Source organism: Pseudomonas sp. P5_A12 (genome assembly GCF_056400685.1).
This window is the reverse complement of the sequence record NZ_JBFUKU010000018.1, coordinates 25243-42642: the sequence shown is the minus strand read 5'-3', so window position 1 is coordinate 42642 and position 17400 is coordinate 25243. Positions and strand designations below refer to the sequence as shown.

At 58.5% G+C, this 17400-nt stretch carries 15 protein-coding genes; 10 read left to right on the top strand and 5 right to left on the bottom strand.

Going from position 1 to position 17400, the window contains the following annotated elements; translation table 11 throughout:
* Positions 1-158: 158 nt before the first annotated feature.
* The gene (gene norR, locus AC1DSG_RS04860) at positions 159-1709 is read right to left on the bottom strand and encodes a nitric oxide reductase transcriptional regulator NorR (RefSeq protein WP_477789837.1); all 1551 of its coding nucleotides are present in this window, start codon (positions 1707-1709) and stop codon (positions 159-161) included.
* A gap of 148 nt (positions 1710-1857) precedes the next feature.
* Here norR and hmpA point away from each other — a divergent pair, with 148 nt between their 5' ends.
* From hmpA to cyoE, 7 genes are all read left to right on the top strand, one after another.
* Positions 1858-3039 carry an NO-inducible flavohemoprotein gene (gene hmpA, locus AC1DSG_RS04855; RefSeq protein WP_477789836.1) on the top strand — a complete coding sequence of 394 codons (1182 nt, stop codon included), beginning with the start codon at positions 1858-1860 and terminating at the stop codon, positions 3037-3039.
* A 287-nt stretch (positions 3040-3326) separates the two neighbouring features.
* Complete coding sequence (locus AC1DSG_RS04850) at positions 3327-3836, top strand: disulfide bond formation protein B (protein ID WP_477789835.1); 510 nt, start codon at positions 3327-3329, stop codon at positions 3834-3836.
* Between the two features lie 831 nt (positions 3837-4667).
* Complete coding sequence (cyoA, locus tag AC1DSG_RS04845; RefSeq protein ID WP_477789834.1) at positions 4668-5612, top strand: ubiquinol oxidase subunit II; 945 nt, start codon at positions 4668-4670, stop codon at positions 5610-5612.
* 3 nt (positions 5613-5615) lie between these two features.
* On the top strand, positions 5616-7646 hold the full coding sequence (cyoB, locus tag AC1DSG_RS04840) for a cytochrome o ubiquinol oxidase subunit I (protein ID WP_477789833.1): 2031 nt from the start codon (positions 5616-5618) through the stop codon (positions 7644-7646).
* Positions 7647-7649: 3 nt separating this feature from the next.
* Positions 7650-8276: a cytochrome o ubiquinol oxidase subunit III gene (locus tag AC1DSG_RS04835; RefSeq protein ID WP_477789832.1), complete on the top strand. Its 627-nt coding sequence runs from the start codon at positions 7650-7652 to the stop codon at positions 8274-8276.
* Positions 8277-8612 carry a cytochrome o ubiquinol oxidase subunit IV gene (gene cyoD, locus AC1DSG_RS04830; protein WP_150782420.1) on the top strand — a complete coding sequence of 112 codons (336 nt, stop codon included), beginning with the start codon at positions 8277-8279 and terminating at the stop codon, positions 8610-8612.
* A gap of 11 nt (positions 8613-8623) precedes the next feature.
* Positions 8624-9511, top strand: coding sequence for a heme o synthase (gene cyoE, locus AC1DSG_RS04825; RefSeq protein ID WP_477789831.1), 888 nt, complete (start codon positions 8624-8626; stop codon positions 9509-9511).
* 195 nt (positions 9512-9706) lie between these two features.
* Here cyoE and AC1DSG_RS04820 read toward each other — a convergent pair whose 3' ends face one another.
* A complete protein-coding gene (locus AC1DSG_RS04820) occupies positions 9707-11113 on the bottom strand; it encodes an aminotransferase-like domain-containing protein (protein ID WP_477789830.1) in 1407 nt (468 codons plus the stop codon).
* Between the two features lie 122 nt (positions 11114-11235).
* Here AC1DSG_RS04820 and AC1DSG_RS04815 point away from each other — a divergent pair, with 122 nt between their 5' ends.
* The gene (locus AC1DSG_RS04815) at positions 11236-11730 is read left to right on the top strand and encodes a RidA family protein (protein WP_477789829.1); all 495 of its coding nucleotides are present in this window, start codon (positions 11236-11238) and stop codon (positions 11728-11730) included.
* Between the two features lie 61 nt (positions 11731-11791).
* On the opposite strand, the gene AC1DSG_RS04810 is transcribed toward AC1DSG_RS04815, so the two are convergent.
* The 3 genes from AC1DSG_RS04810 to AC1DSG_RS04800 form a co-directional block, all read right to left on the bottom strand.
* Positions 11792-12496: a hypothetical protein gene (locus AC1DSG_RS04810; RefSeq protein WP_477789828.1), complete on the bottom strand. Its 705-nt coding sequence runs from the start codon at positions 12494-12496 to the stop codon at positions 11792-11794.
* A gap of 167 nt (positions 12497-12663) precedes the next feature.
* Positions 12664-14181, bottom strand: a complete 1518-nt coding sequence (locus AC1DSG_RS04805) for a sensor histidine kinase (RefSeq protein WP_477789827.1) — start codon at positions 14179-14181, stop codon at positions 12664-12666.
* Positions 14178-14894, bottom strand: coding sequence for a response regulator transcription factor (locus AC1DSG_RS04800; protein WP_477789826.1), 717 nt, complete (start codon positions 14892-14894; stop codon positions 14178-14180). The genes AC1DSG_RS04805 and AC1DSG_RS04800 overlap by 4 nt, the downstream gene beginning before the upstream one ends.
* 152 nt (positions 14895-15046) lie before the next feature.
* Here AC1DSG_RS04800 and msrB point away from each other — a divergent pair, with 152 nt between their 5' ends.
* Complete coding sequence (gene msrB / locus AC1DSG_RS04795) at positions 15047-15565, top strand: peptide-methionine (R)-S-oxide reductase MsrB (RefSeq protein ID WP_477789825.1); 519 nt, start codon at positions 15047-15049, stop codon at positions 15563-15565.
* A 43-nt stretch (positions 15566-15608) separates the two neighbouring features.
* On the top strand, positions 15609-17372 hold the full coding sequence (locus AC1DSG_RS04790) for a cytochrome c biogenesis protein DipZ (RefSeq protein WP_477789824.1): 1764 nt from the start codon (positions 15609-15611) through the stop codon (positions 17370-17372).
* Positions 17373-17400 lie beyond the last annotated feature (28 nt).

Sequence of the window (17400 nt, the reverse complement as noted above, 5' to 3'; positions counted from 1 at the left end):
GCCTCGCAGGCTCGGCAGCTGCTACAAATCCCCTCAACCAGCTCTGACTCACCACCCTCCCCGTAGCAGCTGACGAGCAACGCGAGGCTGCGTCTGGRATTTGCCTGACAAAACGCGATTGCCCGGTGAGGTTCAAGACGGTATCTACAGGGGGCGAGTTATTTCATCCCCAATCGTTTGGCCATGCGCCCCAGATTCGCCCGATCCAAGCCCAGCTCACGGGCCGCACTCGCCCAGTTGTTGTGGTGCCGCTCCAGGCAAGCACTGATCAATTGCCGCTGATAGTTCTCGGTGGCTTCACGCAAATCACCAGACACCAGCAAGAAAGGGCTGGCCTCTGGCTGCTCGCTGATGGCCTCGACGCGGCCTGTGGGCAAATCCAGGTCCGCAGCGCTCAGGCTGAGAATCTTCGGTCGGTCCTTGCAGTTGCCCAGCGCTTTGAGTGCACTTCGGCCAATCAAATGCTCCAGCTCCCGCACGTTCCCCGGCCAGTTGTAGGCCATTAATGCGGCCTGGGCATCACTGTTCAAGCGCAGGCTGTTGAGGCCCATGCGCGAGCGGTTTTGCTCCAGGAAGAAGCCGCTGAGCAGCAATACATCCCGTCCGCGATCGCGCAGTGCCGGTACCAGCAAGGGGTAAACGCTCAATCGGTGGTAAAAGTCGGCACGGTAGCGACCGTTGCGCACTTCCTCGGCCAGGTCACGGTTAGTCGCCGCGATCAGGCGCACGTCCACCTGGTGTTCCTTGTCCGAACCCAAGCGCTGCAATTGCCCGCTTTGCAGGACCCGCAGCAGTTTGGCTTGCACCGTCAGTGACAGTTCACCGACTTCATCGAGAAACAGCGTGCCGCCATTGGCCAGTTCGAACTTGCCGCGACGATCACTCGTCGCCCCGGTGAACGCGCCCCGCACGTGGCCGAACAACTCGCTTTCGACAAGAGTGTCAGGCAGGGCCGCGCAGTTAAGGCTGATGATCGGTTTGTCGGCCCGCGCAGAAGCGGCATGGATCGCCTGCGCCACCAGTTCCTTGCCGACCCCGGTTTCGCCAGTGATCAGTACGGTCAGGTCACTGCCGCCCACCAGGCTGATTTCTTCCACCAAGCGTTTGTGCACCTTGCTTTGGCCGATCATTTCGCGGTCCTGCTGACCGCTGGCCTGACGGTAAACCTCGGCGCGCTGGTGTTCGTCTTCGACGCGATTGGCCAGGCGCTCGATGCGTTCGGCGGCGTTGACCGTGGCTGCCGCGAGGCTGGCAAAGGCTTGCAGGGCATCCAGTTCGATGGGTTCAAATTGTTCCGGGTCAAGGGCGTCGAGTGTCAGTAAACCCCACGGGCGTTCGTCGATAAACAGCGGGCAACCCATGCAATCATGGACTTCCAGATGATCGTCGAGGCCGTCGACCAGTCCGTCGTAAGGGTCAGGCAGGTCGCTGTYGGCGGCAAAGCGGGTCGGGCCGTGGCTGCTGAGCAAGGCCTCGAAGCGCGGGTGTTCGCTGACTTTGAAACGCCGGCCCAGCGTGTCGGTGCTCAACCCGTCGACGGCCAACGGCACCAGCCATTCGCCATCAAGGCGCAGCAAGGCAGCGGCATCGCAGGGGAGCAGGGCGCGCATGGCTTCGAGCAGGCGTCGATAGCGCTCGCCTTCGGGCAGTTCGCGGGACAGGTCAGAGACCAGAGGCAGCAGGGCGGTGAGCAAGGATTTTGCAGTCATAGTGACTCCATGTAGTCGCTATGACTATAAATCAGCTTGTGTCGATATGACTACGTTGTTTTCAAGTTATTGATTTTTAACGAATATAACTTTGGCATGGAAACTGATATGTCTAAGGAAATACACATAAAGCTCCGGAGTCGTCCTTATGCTTAGCGTTCAAGACCGTGCCATCGTCAAATCCACCGTGCCACTGCTGGAAAGCGGCGGCGAAGCGCTGATTACGCACTTCTACCGCATGATGCTCTCCGAATACCCGGAAGTCCGCCCGCTGTTCAACCAGGCTCACCAGGCCAGCGGTGATCAGCCACGCGCACTGGCCAACGGTGTTTTGATGTACGCACGGCACATCGACCAGCTCGACCAATTGGGCGACCTGGTGGCCAAAATCATCAACAAGCACGTGGCCCTGCAAATCCTGCCGGAACACTACCCGATTGTCGGCAGCTGCCTGCTGCGCGCCATCGCTGAAGTGCTGGGTGAAGAAATCGCCACCCCTGAGGTTATTTCGGCCTGGGGTGCGGCGTATGGTCAACTCGCCGAGATTTTGATCGGTGCCGAAGCCAGTATTTACGACCAGAAAGAACAAGCCCTTGGCGGCTGGCGCGGGGCGCGGGAATTCATCGTCGTGGCCAAGGTCGAGGAAAGCGCGGAAATCACCTCGTTCTACTTCGAACCTGCCGACAAAGGCCCGATCCTTGCGGCGGAGCCTGGCCAGTACATCGGCATGAAACTGATCCTCGATGGCGAGGAGATTCGTCGCAACTACTCGCTGTCGGCGTTGGCGAACAAGGGTCACTACCGCATCAGCGTCAAACGTGAAACCGGTGGGCGTGCGTCTAACCACTTGCACGATAATCTGCAGGTCGGTTCGAGCATTCAGTTGTTCCCGCCCTCGGGCGATTTCACCCTGACGGCCAGCGACAAACCGCTGGTGCTGATCAGTGGCGGCGTCGGCATCACTCCGACGCTGGCAATGCTCGAAGCTGCATTGGCCACCGAGCGCCCGGTACATTTTATCCACTGCTCGCGTAACGGCAGCGTGCATGCCTTCCGCGACTGGATCGATGGGTTGGCCGAACGTCATCCGCAACTCAAGCGCTTCTATTGCTACGACGAAGATGACGGTGTCAGTGCCGCTGCGCACAAGGTCGGGTTGTTGAGTCAGGAACAATTGGGCGAGTGGTTGCCCGAGCAGCGTGACCTGGATGCTTACTTCCTGGGACCTAAAGGGTTCATGGCCGCGGTCAAGCGTCACCTCAAGGCCTTGGGGGTTCCGGAGAAGCAAAGCCGTTATGAGTTCTTTGGGCCGGCTGCGGCGCTGGAGTAAATGTGTGTGGCGACTCGGGAGACCGAGTCGCCTGCTTCGCGAGCAGGCTCGCTCCCACATTGGATCCGCGTCGGACACATGATTGGTGCTCGACGCGGTCAATTGTGTGCGAGCCTGCTCGCGAATGGCCGCGCCTCGGTCTCAATTCTTGAAGACTGTTCGAAAAGTTAATCCCTTCTTAACCGGTTTATCGTTTATTCCCCTCAATCCAACAGCACGCGCCAGGCTCTCAAACGTCGGAGCCTGCGTGTAGACTGGCGGCAACTGCTATCTAATAGGGAAGCGCGATGAGCGAGGAAACAATGCGGTTGGGGCGCGAACGGCGCTACCTGGTGTTACTGGGCATCATTTGCCTGGCGTTGATTGGTGGTGCGTTGTACCTGCAAGTGTTCAAGGGCGAGGCTCCGTGCCCGCTGTGCATCCTCCAGCGCTACGCGTTATTGCTGATTGCGGTGTTTGCCTTCGTCGGCGCGACAACGCGCACCCGTCGCAGCATTACTGTGTTTGAGACGCTGGTGGTCATCTGTGCCATTGCAGGCACAGCGGTCGCCGGGCACCACGTTTACACCCAGTTCTATCCTGCGGTCAGCTGCGGCATCGACGTGTTGCAACCGATTGTGGATAGTTTGCCGCTGGCGAAAATCTTCCCGCTGGGTTTCCAGGTGGATGGCTTCTGTTCCACGCCGTACCCGCCTATCCTCGGTCTGTCGCTGGCGCAATGGGCGCTGGTGTCGTTCGTGCTGATCGTGATTCTGGTGCCGTTGCTCACTTCGCGTAACCGTAAAGCGCTGCGCTGAGGCGGTTCGCCGCACCGCAGCGTCATCCATAAAAACGCCCCGACCCTCATTGAGAGGGCTGGGGCGTTTAGCATTTTAGAGGTCAGGTAAAAAGACCGTGATGCGCGGCAACCAGGGGTGCGACACGTGTGCGACACGTTGTCACAGCGTGAGTGTCGCTAGGCGTTTCAAGCGGATTAATTGACGCAGGACAAGACAACAAAATTGGACTGTTCCTGTGGTTCATCACATCACCCTGGAAATGATCAAGCAGGCAGTTTTAACAGGGGCTGGCGAATCGCCAGAGCCCTTGTCTCATAGGGGATTGGGCGATGACGGCGTCGGAAGCGGGGACCCCGGACCTGTCTGAACTGCGCAAGGTAGACCTACTAATTTTGGTGTTTTTGTTGAGAATGAATTTCGATAACATGCCGCGCTTTTGCGAAATGCGATATGGATTGTTGCCGGAATGGATAGAAATTATTTCGAGATGAGACATGGTTTATGAGTCGGTACATATCTACAATCGCCCGCACTGAAATCCCGGCACTGCTCACCTTTACTCAGGTGCATGAGCAGAAAACAGGGTGTCGAGGGGCTTGAACGCTTCATGCGACTCCCAGGTGTCGGAGCCTTTCCAACTATCCGCACCAAATGGAATTGGTCTGTAACAAGGCCTTTGACCACGAAATCGAATAAGAACTTACCGCTGGCCCAGGATTTGTCGAGCAGCGTCTGACGCGCGACGGGCAGCCCCTTATTCAATCCAAGAAAAATGCCAACCCTTGGCAGGGTGAAGTGTTGGCGATCAAAACCCAACTGCATTGCGCAAGCTGCTTTAGAGGTCGTGAGATGAGTAAAAACAGGTACCCCAGATTACTAGGCCTAGTGCCGCTGCTCGGCACGTTGTTGCTGGGAGGCTGCAACATGACCTTGCTCAATCCCACGGGCCAGGTCGGCCTGGAACAGCGAAACCTGATCATCACCGCCACGCTGCTGATGCTGTTGGTCGTGGTGCCGGTTATCGTCATGACCTTCCTGTTCGCCTGGAAGTACCGTGCCTCTAACAAGAACGCCATTTACACCCCGAAATGGTCGCACTCGACCAAAATCGAAGTGGCAGTCTGGACCATCCCGGTCCTGATCATCATTGCCCTGGGTTACATCACCTACATTTCGACCCACGAATTGGACCCTTACCGTCCGATTGAATCCGACGTCAAGCCTGTGACCATCGAAGTGGTCGCGCTGGACTGGAAGTGGCTGTTCATCTACCCGGAACAAGGCATTGCCACGGTCAACAAGATCGTGTTCCCGGCGCACACGCCAATCAACTTCAAGATCACCTCCGACGCCGTGATGAACTCGTTCTTCATTCCGGGCCTGGGCGGCCAGATCTACGCGATGGCAGGCATGCAGACCAAACTGCACCTGATCGCCGACCGTAACGCTGAAATGGRCGGTATCTCCGCCAACTACAGCGGCGCAGGTTTCACCGGCATGAAATTCAAAGCGATCGCAACTTCCCAGGAAGATTTCGACGCCTGGGTAAGTGAAGTCAAAAAGGCACCTAAGCAGCTTGAACAAGCTGAGTACGCAGCCCTTGCCAAGCAGAGCCAGAACAACCCAGTCGAGCTCTACTCCTCGGTGACGCCGAACCTGTTCCAGACCATCGTCGACAAGTACGAAGGTATGAAACCGGGTCCTAAGGTGAAGCACGAGAAGAAAGAGAAAGAAGTGGCCGCTACGCAAGGAATGGACATGAACTCGCATTCAGCTGCCGGGGCAGAGGAGTAAACGATGTTTGGTAAATTAAGTTGGGAAGCGGTCCCGTTCCACGAACCGATCGTGATGATAACCATCGCCATGATCGCGCTCGGTGGTCTGTCGCTGTTCGCTGCAATCACCTACTTCAAGAAGTGGACCTACCTGTGGACCGAGTGGCTGACGTCGGTCGACCACAAGAAAATCGGCGTGATGTACATCATCGTCGCCATGGTCATGCTGCTGCGCGGCTTTGCCGACGCCATCATGATGCGTACCCAGTTGGCCATGGCCACCGAGGGTTCGCCTGGCTATCTGCCGCCTGAACACTATGACCAGATCTTCACCGCTCACGGTGTGATCATGATCATCTTCATGGCGATGCCATTCTTTACCGGCCTGATGAACCTTGCAGTGCCGCTGCAGATCGGCGCGCGTGACGTTGCCTTTCCGTTCCTGAACTCCCTGAGCTTCTGGCTGCTGGTGTCCGGCGTGGTGCTGATCAACCTGTCCCTGGGCGTCGGCGAGTTCGCCAAGACCGGTTGGGTTGCTTATCCACCGTTGTCGGGTCTGCAATACAGTCCGGGCGTGGGGATGGATTACTACATCTGGGCGCTACAGTTATCGGGTCTAGGTACGACGTTAACGGGGGTCAACTTCCTGGCTACCGTGCTGAAAATGCGTACCCCTGGCATGAAACTGATGGACATGCCGATCTTCACCTGGACCTGCACCTGGGCCAACGTCTTGATCGTCGCTTCCTTCCCGATCCTGACCGCTACCCTGGCTTTGCTGACGCTTGACCGTTACATGGATTTCCACATTTTCACCAATGAACTTGGTGGTAATCCAATGATGTACGTCAACCTGTTCTGGGCCTGGGGTCACCCTGAGGTGTACATCCTGATCCTGCCGGCGTTCGGCATTTTCTCGGAAGTCATCTCGGCCTTCACCGGCAAGAAACTGTTTGGCCACCACTCGATGATCTACGCTTCCGGCGCGATCTCGGTACTGGGCTTCATGGTTTGGCTGCACCACTTCTTCACCATGGGTTCGGGTGCCAGCGTCAACGCCTTCTTCGGTCTGGCGACGATGCTGATTTCCATCCCGACGGGTGTGAAGCTATTTAACTGGCTGTTCACCATCTACCAGGGCCGTCTGCGTTTCACCAGCCAGGTGCTGTGGACCCTGGGCTTCATGGTGACCTTCGCCATCGGCGGCATGACCGGCGTATTGCTGGCCATTCCGGGTGCTGACTTCGTTCTGCACAACAGCCTGTTCGTGATCGCGCACTTCCATAACGTGATCATCGGCGGCGCGGTATTCGGCTACATCGCTGGCTTCGCCTTCTACTTCCCGAAAGCGTTCGGCTTCAAGCTGCACGAAGGTTGGGGCAAGGCGGCATTCTGGTTCTGGATCACCGGCTTCTTCGTCGCGTTCATGCCGCTCTACGTACTGGGCTTCATGGGCATGACCCGTCGTCTGAACGCCAGCACCAACCCTGAGTGGGTGCCGTACCTGTACGTGGCTCTGTTCGGTGCGGTGATGATCGCGGTGGGTATTGCTTGCCAACTGATCCAGCTTTACGTGAGTGTGCGTGACCGTAACAAGCCAGAAAACATCTGCGATCACGGTGATCCGTGGAATGCCCACACGCTGGAATGGTCGACCTCGTCGCCACCACCGTTCTACAACTTCGCCGTGCTGCCGAAAGCCGACTGCATCGACCCGTTCACCGAAGCGAAGGAAAACGGTACTGCGTACAAGGCTCCGGCCAGGTACGAGCCGATCCACATGCCGAACAACACCGCCACTGGCGTTGTGATGGGCGCGCTGTTGACCGTGTTCGGTTTCGCAATGATCTGGCACATCTGGTGGCTGGCAATCGCTAGCTTGGCCGGCACCGTCATCTACTTCGTGATCCACGCTGCACGTGACGATCAAGGCTACATGGTGCCGGTCGATGTGATCGAACGCATCGAAGCCGAGCAGCACAAGCGTCTGGTCGCGGCAGGGAAAATCCCGGCCACCGCCACCCGTGTTGAAACCTCGTTGGAACAGGCTTAAACCATGTCGAACTTAGTGACCAATGCTGGACACACCCATGTCGATGGACATGGGCACGATGACCATCACCACGACTCGGGCGAGATGACCGTATACGGTTTCTGGCTCTACCTGATGACCGACTGCATTCTGTTTGCGTCGATCTTCGCGGTGTACGCGGTACTGGTTAACAACGTAGCGGGTGGCCCGTCGGGCCACGACATTTTCGAGCTGCCATACGTGCTGGGCGAAACCGCTCTGCTGTTGTTCAGTTCGATCACCTACGGCTTCGCCATGCTGGCGTTCTACCGGGGCAACAAGAAGCAGGTCCTGGGCTGGCTGGCCATGACCTTCCTGTTCGGCGCCGGCTTCATCGGCATGGAGATCAACGAGTTCCACATGTTGATCTCCGAAGGCTACGGCCCTAGCCGCAGCGGCTTCCTGTCCGGGTTCTTCACCCTGGTCGGTACCCACGGTCTGCACGTGACCAGCGGTCTGATCTGGATGGCGATCATGATGTATCAGGTCAAGAAGCATGGCCTGACGTCGACCAACAAGACCCGCCTGAGCTGCCTGAGCCTGTTCTGGCACTTCCTGGACGTCGTGTGGATCTGCGTATTCACCGTTGTTTATCTGATGGGGACTATGTAAATGGCTAATACACACGCCCATGACAGCCACGATGCCGGCCACGGCAGCGTCAAGTCCTACGCGATCGGCTTCATCCTGTCGGTGATCCTGACCGTCATCCCGTTTGCGCTGGTGATGTACCCGTCGCTGCCGAAGTCGATCACGTTGTGGATCGTCCTCGCGTTCGCGATCATCCAGGTGCTGGTGCACCTGGTGTACTTCCTGCACCTGGACCGTTCGGCCGCGCAGCGTAACAACGTGATCGCGTTTGTTTTCGCCGCGATCGTGATTGTCCTGCTGGTTGGCCTGTCGCTGTGGATCATGTTCAGCATCCACACGTTCATGATGGCGAAGTGAGGTAAGTCCGGATGTCCTTTAAGCACTTTATCCAAATCACCAAACCGGGGATCATTTTCGGTAACGTGCTTTCTGTGGCGGGCGGATTTTTCCTGGCCTCGAAAGGGCATGTCGATCTGGCCATTTTCCTGGCCGCCATGATCGGCACGTCCCTGGTGGTAGCTTCCGGTTGCGTGTTCAACAACTGCATCGACCGCGACATTGACCTGAAGATGGAACGCACCAAGAACCGGGTGCTGGTCCAGGGCTTGATCTCCCTGAAACTGGCCCTGGCCTTTGCGACCGTCCTGGGTGTTGCCGGCGTTGCGTTGTTGTACAAGGTGGCAAACCCGCTGGCCGCGCTGTTCGCGGTGATCGGTTTCGTCATCTACGTCGGCTTCTACAGCCTGTACCTCAAGCGCAAGTCGGTTCACGGCACGCTCGTGGGCAGTCTGTCGGGCGCCATGCCGCCGGTGATTGGCTACGTCGCTGTGACCAACAGCTTCGACATGGCCGCACTGACGTTGCTGGTGATGTTCAGCCTGTGGCAGATGCCGCATTCCTACGCCATCGCGATTTTCCGCTTCAACGATTACCTGGCCGCATCGATTCCGGTGCTGCCAGTGAAGCGCGGCATCGAAGTGGCCAAGAAGCACATCCTGATCTACATCCTGGCGTTCCTCGTGGCGACCTTGATGCTGACCTTCAGCGGTTACGTCGGCATGAGCTACCTCGCCGTCGCCGCCGCCATGGGCATGTACTGGTTGTACATGGCCTGGACCGGTTACAAGGCAGTGGATGATACGGTCTGGGCACGCAAGCTGTTCGTGTTCTCGATCTTCACCATTACCGCGTTGAGCGTGATGATGTCCCTGGACTTCAAAGTGCCGACCGAGCTGCTGCTGACGTACGCGCCTTAAGCGTCGGATGCTGTAAACAAAAGCCCCGCCTTCGAGAGAAGTGCGGGGCTTTTTGTTGGGGCTTTCTGGTAGACCGTGTCGCGGCCATCGCGAGCAGGCTCGCTCCCACAGGGGATCGCATTCCAACTGGAGGAACGCGGTCGAATGTGGGAGCGAGCCTGCTCGCGATGGCCACACCTCGGTGTGTCAGGAATCTTACTTATCGAGCAAACGGAAAAACCGCTCGCGCACCTGTAAATCATCACTGTGCGCAACATTGAAGCGCAGAAAACTATTGGCGTCGGCAGCTTTGCTCAACATGGTACCGGGCGTTAGCACCAAGTCATTCTTGAGGCCTTTGTTGGCGAGGTTTTCGGCCTGCAATCCGTTGGGCAAACGGGTCCAGATGAACAGTCCTTCACCTGGCAGCGACGACACCGAGCATCCCGCCTCCACCAGCCAGCGCGCCACGCGACTGCTCGATTCATACAGGCGGTCAACCGTGCGCCGGATGTGTTTGGCGTAGCTGCCGTTGCTGAGCATGGTGTGGATAATCTGCTCCGCCAATTCCGAGGTCACTCCGCCGATACTCATCTTCAGGGCAATCATTCGGGCGGCCAGTTGCGGTGACAACACGGCGTAACTGACCCGGCTATTCGCCGTCAGGGTCTTGGAGAAACCGGATACGTAGCTGACCGTGTCCAGCCCGCTGGCGGCCAGGCGTGGGGTGYGTCGTTGCTGGAGATCGCCGTACAGATCGTCTTCCACAATGTGGAAGCCGTAACGGTGACTCAACTCCAGCAGGCGATAAACCTGCGCCGCGGAAAACGAGTGCCCGGTCGGGTTATGCAGGGTGCTGTTGGTCATGTAGAGCGCGGGGCGATGGGCGATCAGCAATTGCTCGAAAGCCTCCAGGTCCAGACCATTGCAATCGCGGGGCAGGGTGATGATCCTGGCACCGTGCAACGCCAGGTTGGTGTGCAGGTTGAAGTAGCACGGGTCGTCGAGCAGTACCGTATCACCGGGTTTTATCAACAGGCGCATCAACTGGTCGATGGTCTGCATGGTGTTAGCGGTGGTGATGATTTGTTCCACAGGTACTTCGATGCCGAAGCCCGACAACTTCACCCGCAACGCCTCACGCAGCGGTCGGTAACCACCGACCTCACCGTATTCGCCCATGCGCAATGACGTCGCGCGAAGGGTGCCGCGCACTGCTTTGAGCAATTCTTCGGCGGGCAGCCATGAGCCGGGCAGAAATCCACAGCCGGGACGCAGCGCGCCGTTATCGAGCAGCACTGCGCGGCGGACCCTGCTGAGGGTGTCTTGCGGTTGCAGATCCGGGCCAGCAGCAGGAGCTTGCGGGCTCGCCCGGTGGACGTAATGCCCCGAGCCCTGGCGTGAGACCACCAGTCCCTTGGCGCGCAATCTGTCGAGGGCGTCGACCACGGTGGATTTACCGACGTTCATTAACTCAGAGAGTTCGCGAATCGGCGGCAACTTGGCCCCGTGCGGCAGGCCCCCCTGGCTGATCGCCACGGACAGCTGATCGACAATCTGCTGCACCAACGGCGCTCCCGGCTGGAACTCGATGGCGGCGATCACGGCGCGCTGAGCCTGCATTTTACTGGTCTCCCTGGCAGTAAAGTTCGCTGGATTCTATACGAACTTGCCCTGATCAGGAGAAGCGTCTGTCTCTACCATCAAGGACGCAGTTCGCATGATGGATCAGGAGAGCTCGGTAGATGATTAAGCACATAACCCGCGACGAACGTTTTCTCGCGATGGCCAAAGAACTCGGTTTCGATATCTACGACGAAAACCCGGCCGGCGGGCATTACGCGCTACTGCTTCGGTATGGCGATGAGCTGTATCTCAGTGGTCTGGTGCCGCGAATGAACGGCAAAATCCAGTACCCCGGTCGAGTGGGGCTGGAACTCAATCTGGCCGACGCTCAGGAGGCCGCGAGCATCAGTGCCATACGCGCTCTGGCGCTCATCCGCGAGGCCGTCGGTTCACTGGAAAACGTCAAGGCAGTGCTTCGCATGACCGTTTATGTGAAATCCACCTTCGACTTCGTCGACCTCAGTGAGGTGGCCAACGGTGCGTCGGATCTCTTCACCCAAGTATTGGGCGATGCCGGAAAACATACCCGGACGACGGTCGGTGTTTATCAGCTGCCGAAAAACGCGCCGGTAGAAGTGGACATGATCGTGGCTTTGCATCCCTCGACGCTATAAATCCTGCAGGCAATAAAAAGCCCCGCTTTCACTCGTAGGCGGGGCTTTCAGGTGGGGCGTGTTACTGAGCGGCGATGCTGTAGCCGTCGAACGCGGTTTGCTGTTGCAGTGCGGTGATGATGTTCTTGCGGTTGACCGCTTGTTCGGCGCCGGAGTTGTCCAGGAAAGTCTCGCTTTCCAGCTCCGCTTCATCGCCTTCGCCGACGAAGGTAAAGCCGAGGAATTCCAGTGCCTTGCGATCAACGTTCAGGCTTGATCGCGGGGTGCGCAGTGGCAGGGTGACGCTCATGCCGTCCTTGCTGATGGTGAACACTTCAAGGTCTTTCTTGGCGCGAGCCGCTTTGCTTTTGCCGCTGCTCGGGTTGCTGACGGCTTGATGCGTCTGGTTCAGCACTTTCAGCGCCAGGCCGTAGACGATTTCCTGAAACGCCGGATCATCCTTGAAACTGGAGAGAATCCGGCCGATCGAGAATTTGCTGCTCAGGTCTTCCAGAGCCGCAATGTCGGCCGCTTCCGCGTCTTTGAGTTGCTTGAGTTCGCCCATCAGTTCATAGGCTTTATCGTCGTCGAAGCTGTCATGAGCCTGGCGTATCGCGGCGCGCAGCTCGCGGATCTGGTCGCTTTCCCGGGTGGATTGAAAAGCGTCCAGGACCATTTCGCTGATGATCTTGGCCTGAGGTACATGCTGTGAAAGATTGATGGAGTTTTCGTATTCCGCTTTGGACGACAAGGTGACTACGGATTCAGCGGTGTTGGAATCAGACATTGAAATTTCACTACTTCTTTTAACTTGAATTGAGGCGAGAAAGCACGGGGCCTTTTCAGGTCGCCTAATCTATTGGACCGCGGCAGCGTTGTCACGGATGAACAGGCGGTTGGTCATGATTTTTGCGTGAGGGCATTTGTGGGCATTGCCGGAACGTGTGCTGCGGGCTATTTCCCTATCGAATTCAGATTCATCGAGTGAGCCGCCCATTGTTCTGCCGTTTGCTGATCCACCGGCAAGGAGAAGCGAAAGGTCGCACCACGCCCGGGCAGATCGATCAGCTGGATCTCGCGGCCATGCAATTGCAGGATCCGATGCACGATACGCAGCCCCAACCCGCCATCGCGTCGAGCACCGCCAATGTTGAAGGGTCGCAGGAACAGACCTTCGCGCAACGGCGCAGCAATGCCTGGCCCGGTATCGCTGACAGTGACTTCGATAAACGGTCCCTGGGGACGCAGGCTCAGTTCGATTTCTCCACCTTGAGGGGTATCGCGCAAGGCATTGTCGAACAGGTTGGTCAACACCCGCTCGATCAGCCCCAGGTCGGCGCAGGCCGCAGAAACGTTGGGGGCGAAGGTGGCCTTCAGCTCAATCTGGCGCGCTTCAGCTGTCAATTCGAATTTCTGAAAAATATCCTGCACCAGATCGGTCAGGGAGAATCGCTCCAGTACCGGTTGTACGAAACCGTGTTCCAGCCTGACCAGTTCCAGCAGCGATTGCGCCAGCCCACCCACCTTGCGGCTTTGATCCAGGGCGATGCCCAGATAGCGACGCCGGTCGGCAGGGGATAGCGTGGCGTCCTTGAGCGACAGGGTTTCCAGGTACCCGTGCAGCGAGGCCAAGGGCGTGCGCAGGTCGTGGGAAATGTTCGCCACGAGCTCGCGGCGTTCCTGGTCCTGACGCGTCAGCGAGCGCCACTGTTCATTGAGGCGGGTTTGCATCTGCCGGAAGGCGGCGTCCAGCACGGCAATTTCATCGTGACTGGCGGCTTTGTCTACCGGTTCCGAGGCAGGTGGTGTGGAGGGCATGCCATCGATGTCGAACTGGCTGACCCTTTCGGTCAAGCGCCGCAACGGCCGGGTAATCAGGGCAAATGCGGTGAGGCCGGCGATCAGGCACAACAGCGCTACCAGACCGATGGACATCAGTGCGGTATTGAGCGCAGCGCTGGTGGCACCGCGTTCGGCGAAGCGGTCGTGTTCTTCGCTGAGCAGAACTACATAGAGATAACCGGCCGGCTGACCGCTGACCTGCAATGGCGCGGCGCTGAACACTTTACGGCCGTCGATGCTGCGCGGGTCATCGCCGAGAATCGGCAGTGCATCGCCGTTGAGCAAGCGCTGGACGGGGGCCAGATCGATCCGCTCCCGACGTATCCGGCCTTCCGGTGCGGCACTTCCCACAATCTTGCCCTCGATGTCCAGCAGATAGACCTCGACGCTGGGGTTGACCTGCATGAGCTTGCTGAACAATTCACGGATGGCATTGGGCATAAGGCCGCTGCTGTCCATCAGCACCGTGTCATGGGCGATATGTTGCGCCAGATCGCGCGACAGCCCCTGGACCACTTCCAGCTCATGCATCTTGTTGGAGCGCACTTGCATCCATGCCGATGTGCCGCAGCACACCAGCAACAGAATGGCGAACACCAGCGACAGGCGTTTTGTCAGGGTCAGCCTCATGGCTGCTCCTCCTTGACGGCGAATTTGTAGCCACGCCCCCACACCGTGAGGATGCGCGCAGGTTGCGCCGAATCGGCTTCGATCTTGGCCCGCAGACGATTGATGTGAGTGTTCACCGTGTGTTCGTAACCTTCATGGCTGTAGCCCCAGACCGCGTTGAGCAAGTCCATGCGCGAGAACACCTTGCCGGGTTGGCGGACGAAGAAGTACAGCAGGTCGAACTCCCGTGGCGTGAGATCCAGGCGTCGGCCGTCGAGCGAGACATCGCGGGTGATCGGGTCGATGGACAGACCGTCCGTCATCAGACTGCCCGAGTCCATTTTCAGGTTGCGGGCCATGGCGTCGACCCGGCGCAGCAGGGCTTTGACCCGGGCGACCAGTTCCAGCATCGAAAAAGGTTTGGCGAGGTAATCGTCGGCGCCTAGCTCGAGCCCCAGAATCCGGTGCATTTCGCTGGAGCGCGCACTGGTGATGATGACCGGGGTGTAGCGGGCCATCGCCCGGGCCCGGCGGCAGATTTCCAGGCCGTCGACACCGGGCAGCATCAGGTCGAGGATCAAGGCGTCCCAGCTTCCTTGCTGCAACAGGCGCATGCCTTCATCACCGTCGGCGCAGTGCACCACCTCGAACTGCTCATCGCGAAGATGCAGGCAGATAAGGTCGGCGATATGCAGATCGTCCTCGACCACCAGGACGCGTTTGGTCTGTTCCATAAAGCTCAATCCTTTGTAGCGCAATGGGCACATTGTGCGGGTTTTCCTCAGTCCGAGTTATCACGAATTGTTTAACTGCTCGTGAGGATTTGGCGATCAACCCAAGCCTAGGCTGTGTTCCATATCAGGCAGCTGGAATTTTGGAGAAGGCCATGTTTTCACGGCGACAGTTTCTTGTAGCGGGCGGCGGGCTTGGCGCTGCAGCCCTGGTGATCGGTGTGTTGCCAAAATTTGCCGCCAGTACCGCACTGGTCAGTGAGGTCCGTGCGGCAGAGGTGTTCGAGGTGACCCGCAGCGACAGCGAATGGCACGCCATGCTCAGCGACGAGCAGTACGAAATCCTCCGTGAAGAGGGCACCGAGCGGGCCTACAGCAGCCCATTGAACAATGAACATCGCAAGGGCGTTTTCGCCTGCGCCGGGTGTGATTTGCCGCTGTTCTCATCCGACACCAAGTTTGACAGTCGTACCGGCTGGCCCAGTTTCTGGGCACCCTTGGACAAAGCGGTGACCACTCGTCAGGACCGGTCCTTTGGTGTGCTGCGTGAAGAAGTCCACTGTCGGCGATGTGGCGGTCATCTGGGCCATGTCTTCGACGACGGGCCAAAACCTACCGGCCTGCGTTACTGCATGAACGGTCTGGCGCTGAAGTTCGAGCCACGGGCGGCTTGATCCATGGGCATTTCCTTTCACTCACTTGATGCAGGTCGACGCTATGTGGCTCTTGGTTCTCGCTTATCTCGGTGGCGTTTTGACGATTGTCAGCCCCTGCATTCTACCGGTGCTGCCCTTTGTCTTCGCTCGAACCGGGCAGCCGTTTATGAAGAGTGGCTTGCCGCTGTTGGCAGGGATGGCGCTGACCTTTGCCCTGGTCGCCACGTTGGCGGCGGTGGGCGGCGGTTGGGTGGTGCAAGTCAATCAGTACGGTCGCTGGCTCGCGTTGCTGTTCGTTGCCGTGTTCGGGCTGACACTGTTGCTGCCTCGATTGGCCGAACGTCTGACGCGGCCATTGGTGGTGGCCGGTAGCCGATTGTCGGACGCTGCTGGCGCCGATCTCCGGCCGCGTCCGGGCGCTTCATTCCTGATCGGCGTCGCCACCGGCCTGCTCTGGGCACCTTGCGCCGGGCCGATTCTGGGCCTGTTGCTGACTGGTGCGGCGCTACAAGGGGCAAGCATCGAAACCACTTTATTGCTGCTGGCTTACGCGGCAGGTGCCGCCACCTCGCTCGCCGTGGCGTTGCTGCTCGGCGGTAAAGTTTTCGCAGCGATGAAACGTTCAATTGGCGCAGGTGAATGGGTACGACGCGGCTTGGGAGCAGCAATGCTTGCGGGTGTCGCCGCGATTGCCCTGGGATTGGATACGGGGATTCTGGCGCGGATTTCGACGGCGTCCACCGGCGGGATCGAGCAAGCCTTGGTGGGTCGGTTGGCCGGCAAGTCACCGAACAACAGCGGGGCAATGATGGCCGCAGGTGGCGCGATGAAAGCGAGTGCCAAGGCAGCGGGCGCCTTGCCGATTGAAGGTGACCTCCCAGCGCTGGATGGCGCAGTGCAATGGCTCAATTCGCCACCGCTTACCGCCCAGGCCTTGAAGGGCAAAGTCGTGTTGGTGGATTTCTGGACCTACTCCTGCATCAACTGCCTGCGCAGCTTGCCGTATGTGAAAGCCTGGGCCGAAAAGTATCGCGATCAAGGGTTGGTGGTGATTGGTGTGCATGCACCGGAATTCGCTTTTGAACGGGATGTCGGCAATGTCACCAAGGCCATGAAAGACCTGGGCATCAATTACCCGGTGGCTATCGATAACGACTACAAAATCTGGCGCGCCTTCAACAACGAATATTGGCCGGCACATTATTTTGCGGATGCACAGGGGCGCATTCGTTATCACCACTTTGGTGAAGGCGAGTACGCCGACTCGGAAAGGGTCATTCAGCAACTGCTGCGTGAAGCGGGAGCGGTGAAGGTCGCGGACGGTCTGATCACTGCGGATGCAACAGGGGTTCAACTCGCGCCGGACATGAACGAAGTGCAATCACCGGAAACCTATGTCGGTTTCCAACGGGCGGAGCATTTCGCCCCCGAGACCGGTCTTGTGCCTGACAAAGTAGCCGCGTACACCCCACCCGCCGAACTGGCCCTCAACGACTGGAGTCTGGGCGGGAAATGGAATGTCGGTTCAGAGCGCGCGACTTCCAGCGCGCCAGACAGTCGCATTGTTTATCGCTTCCATGCTCGCGATTTGCACTTGGTGCTGGGCCCCGCCGCCGACGGTAAACCGGTGCGATTCAAAGTGCTCATTGACGGCAAAGCCCCTGGTGATGCCCACGGCACCGATGTGGCGCCCGATGGCAGCGGCAGTGTGAACTCACAGCGTTTGTATCAGTTGATACGCCAGAGCGGCAGCGTGACGGACCGGACGTTCAGCATCGAGTTTCTCGATCCGGGTGTGTCGGCGTATGCGTTTACGTTCGGTTGAAATCATTCCATTGGTTGAGGAGTCTGCC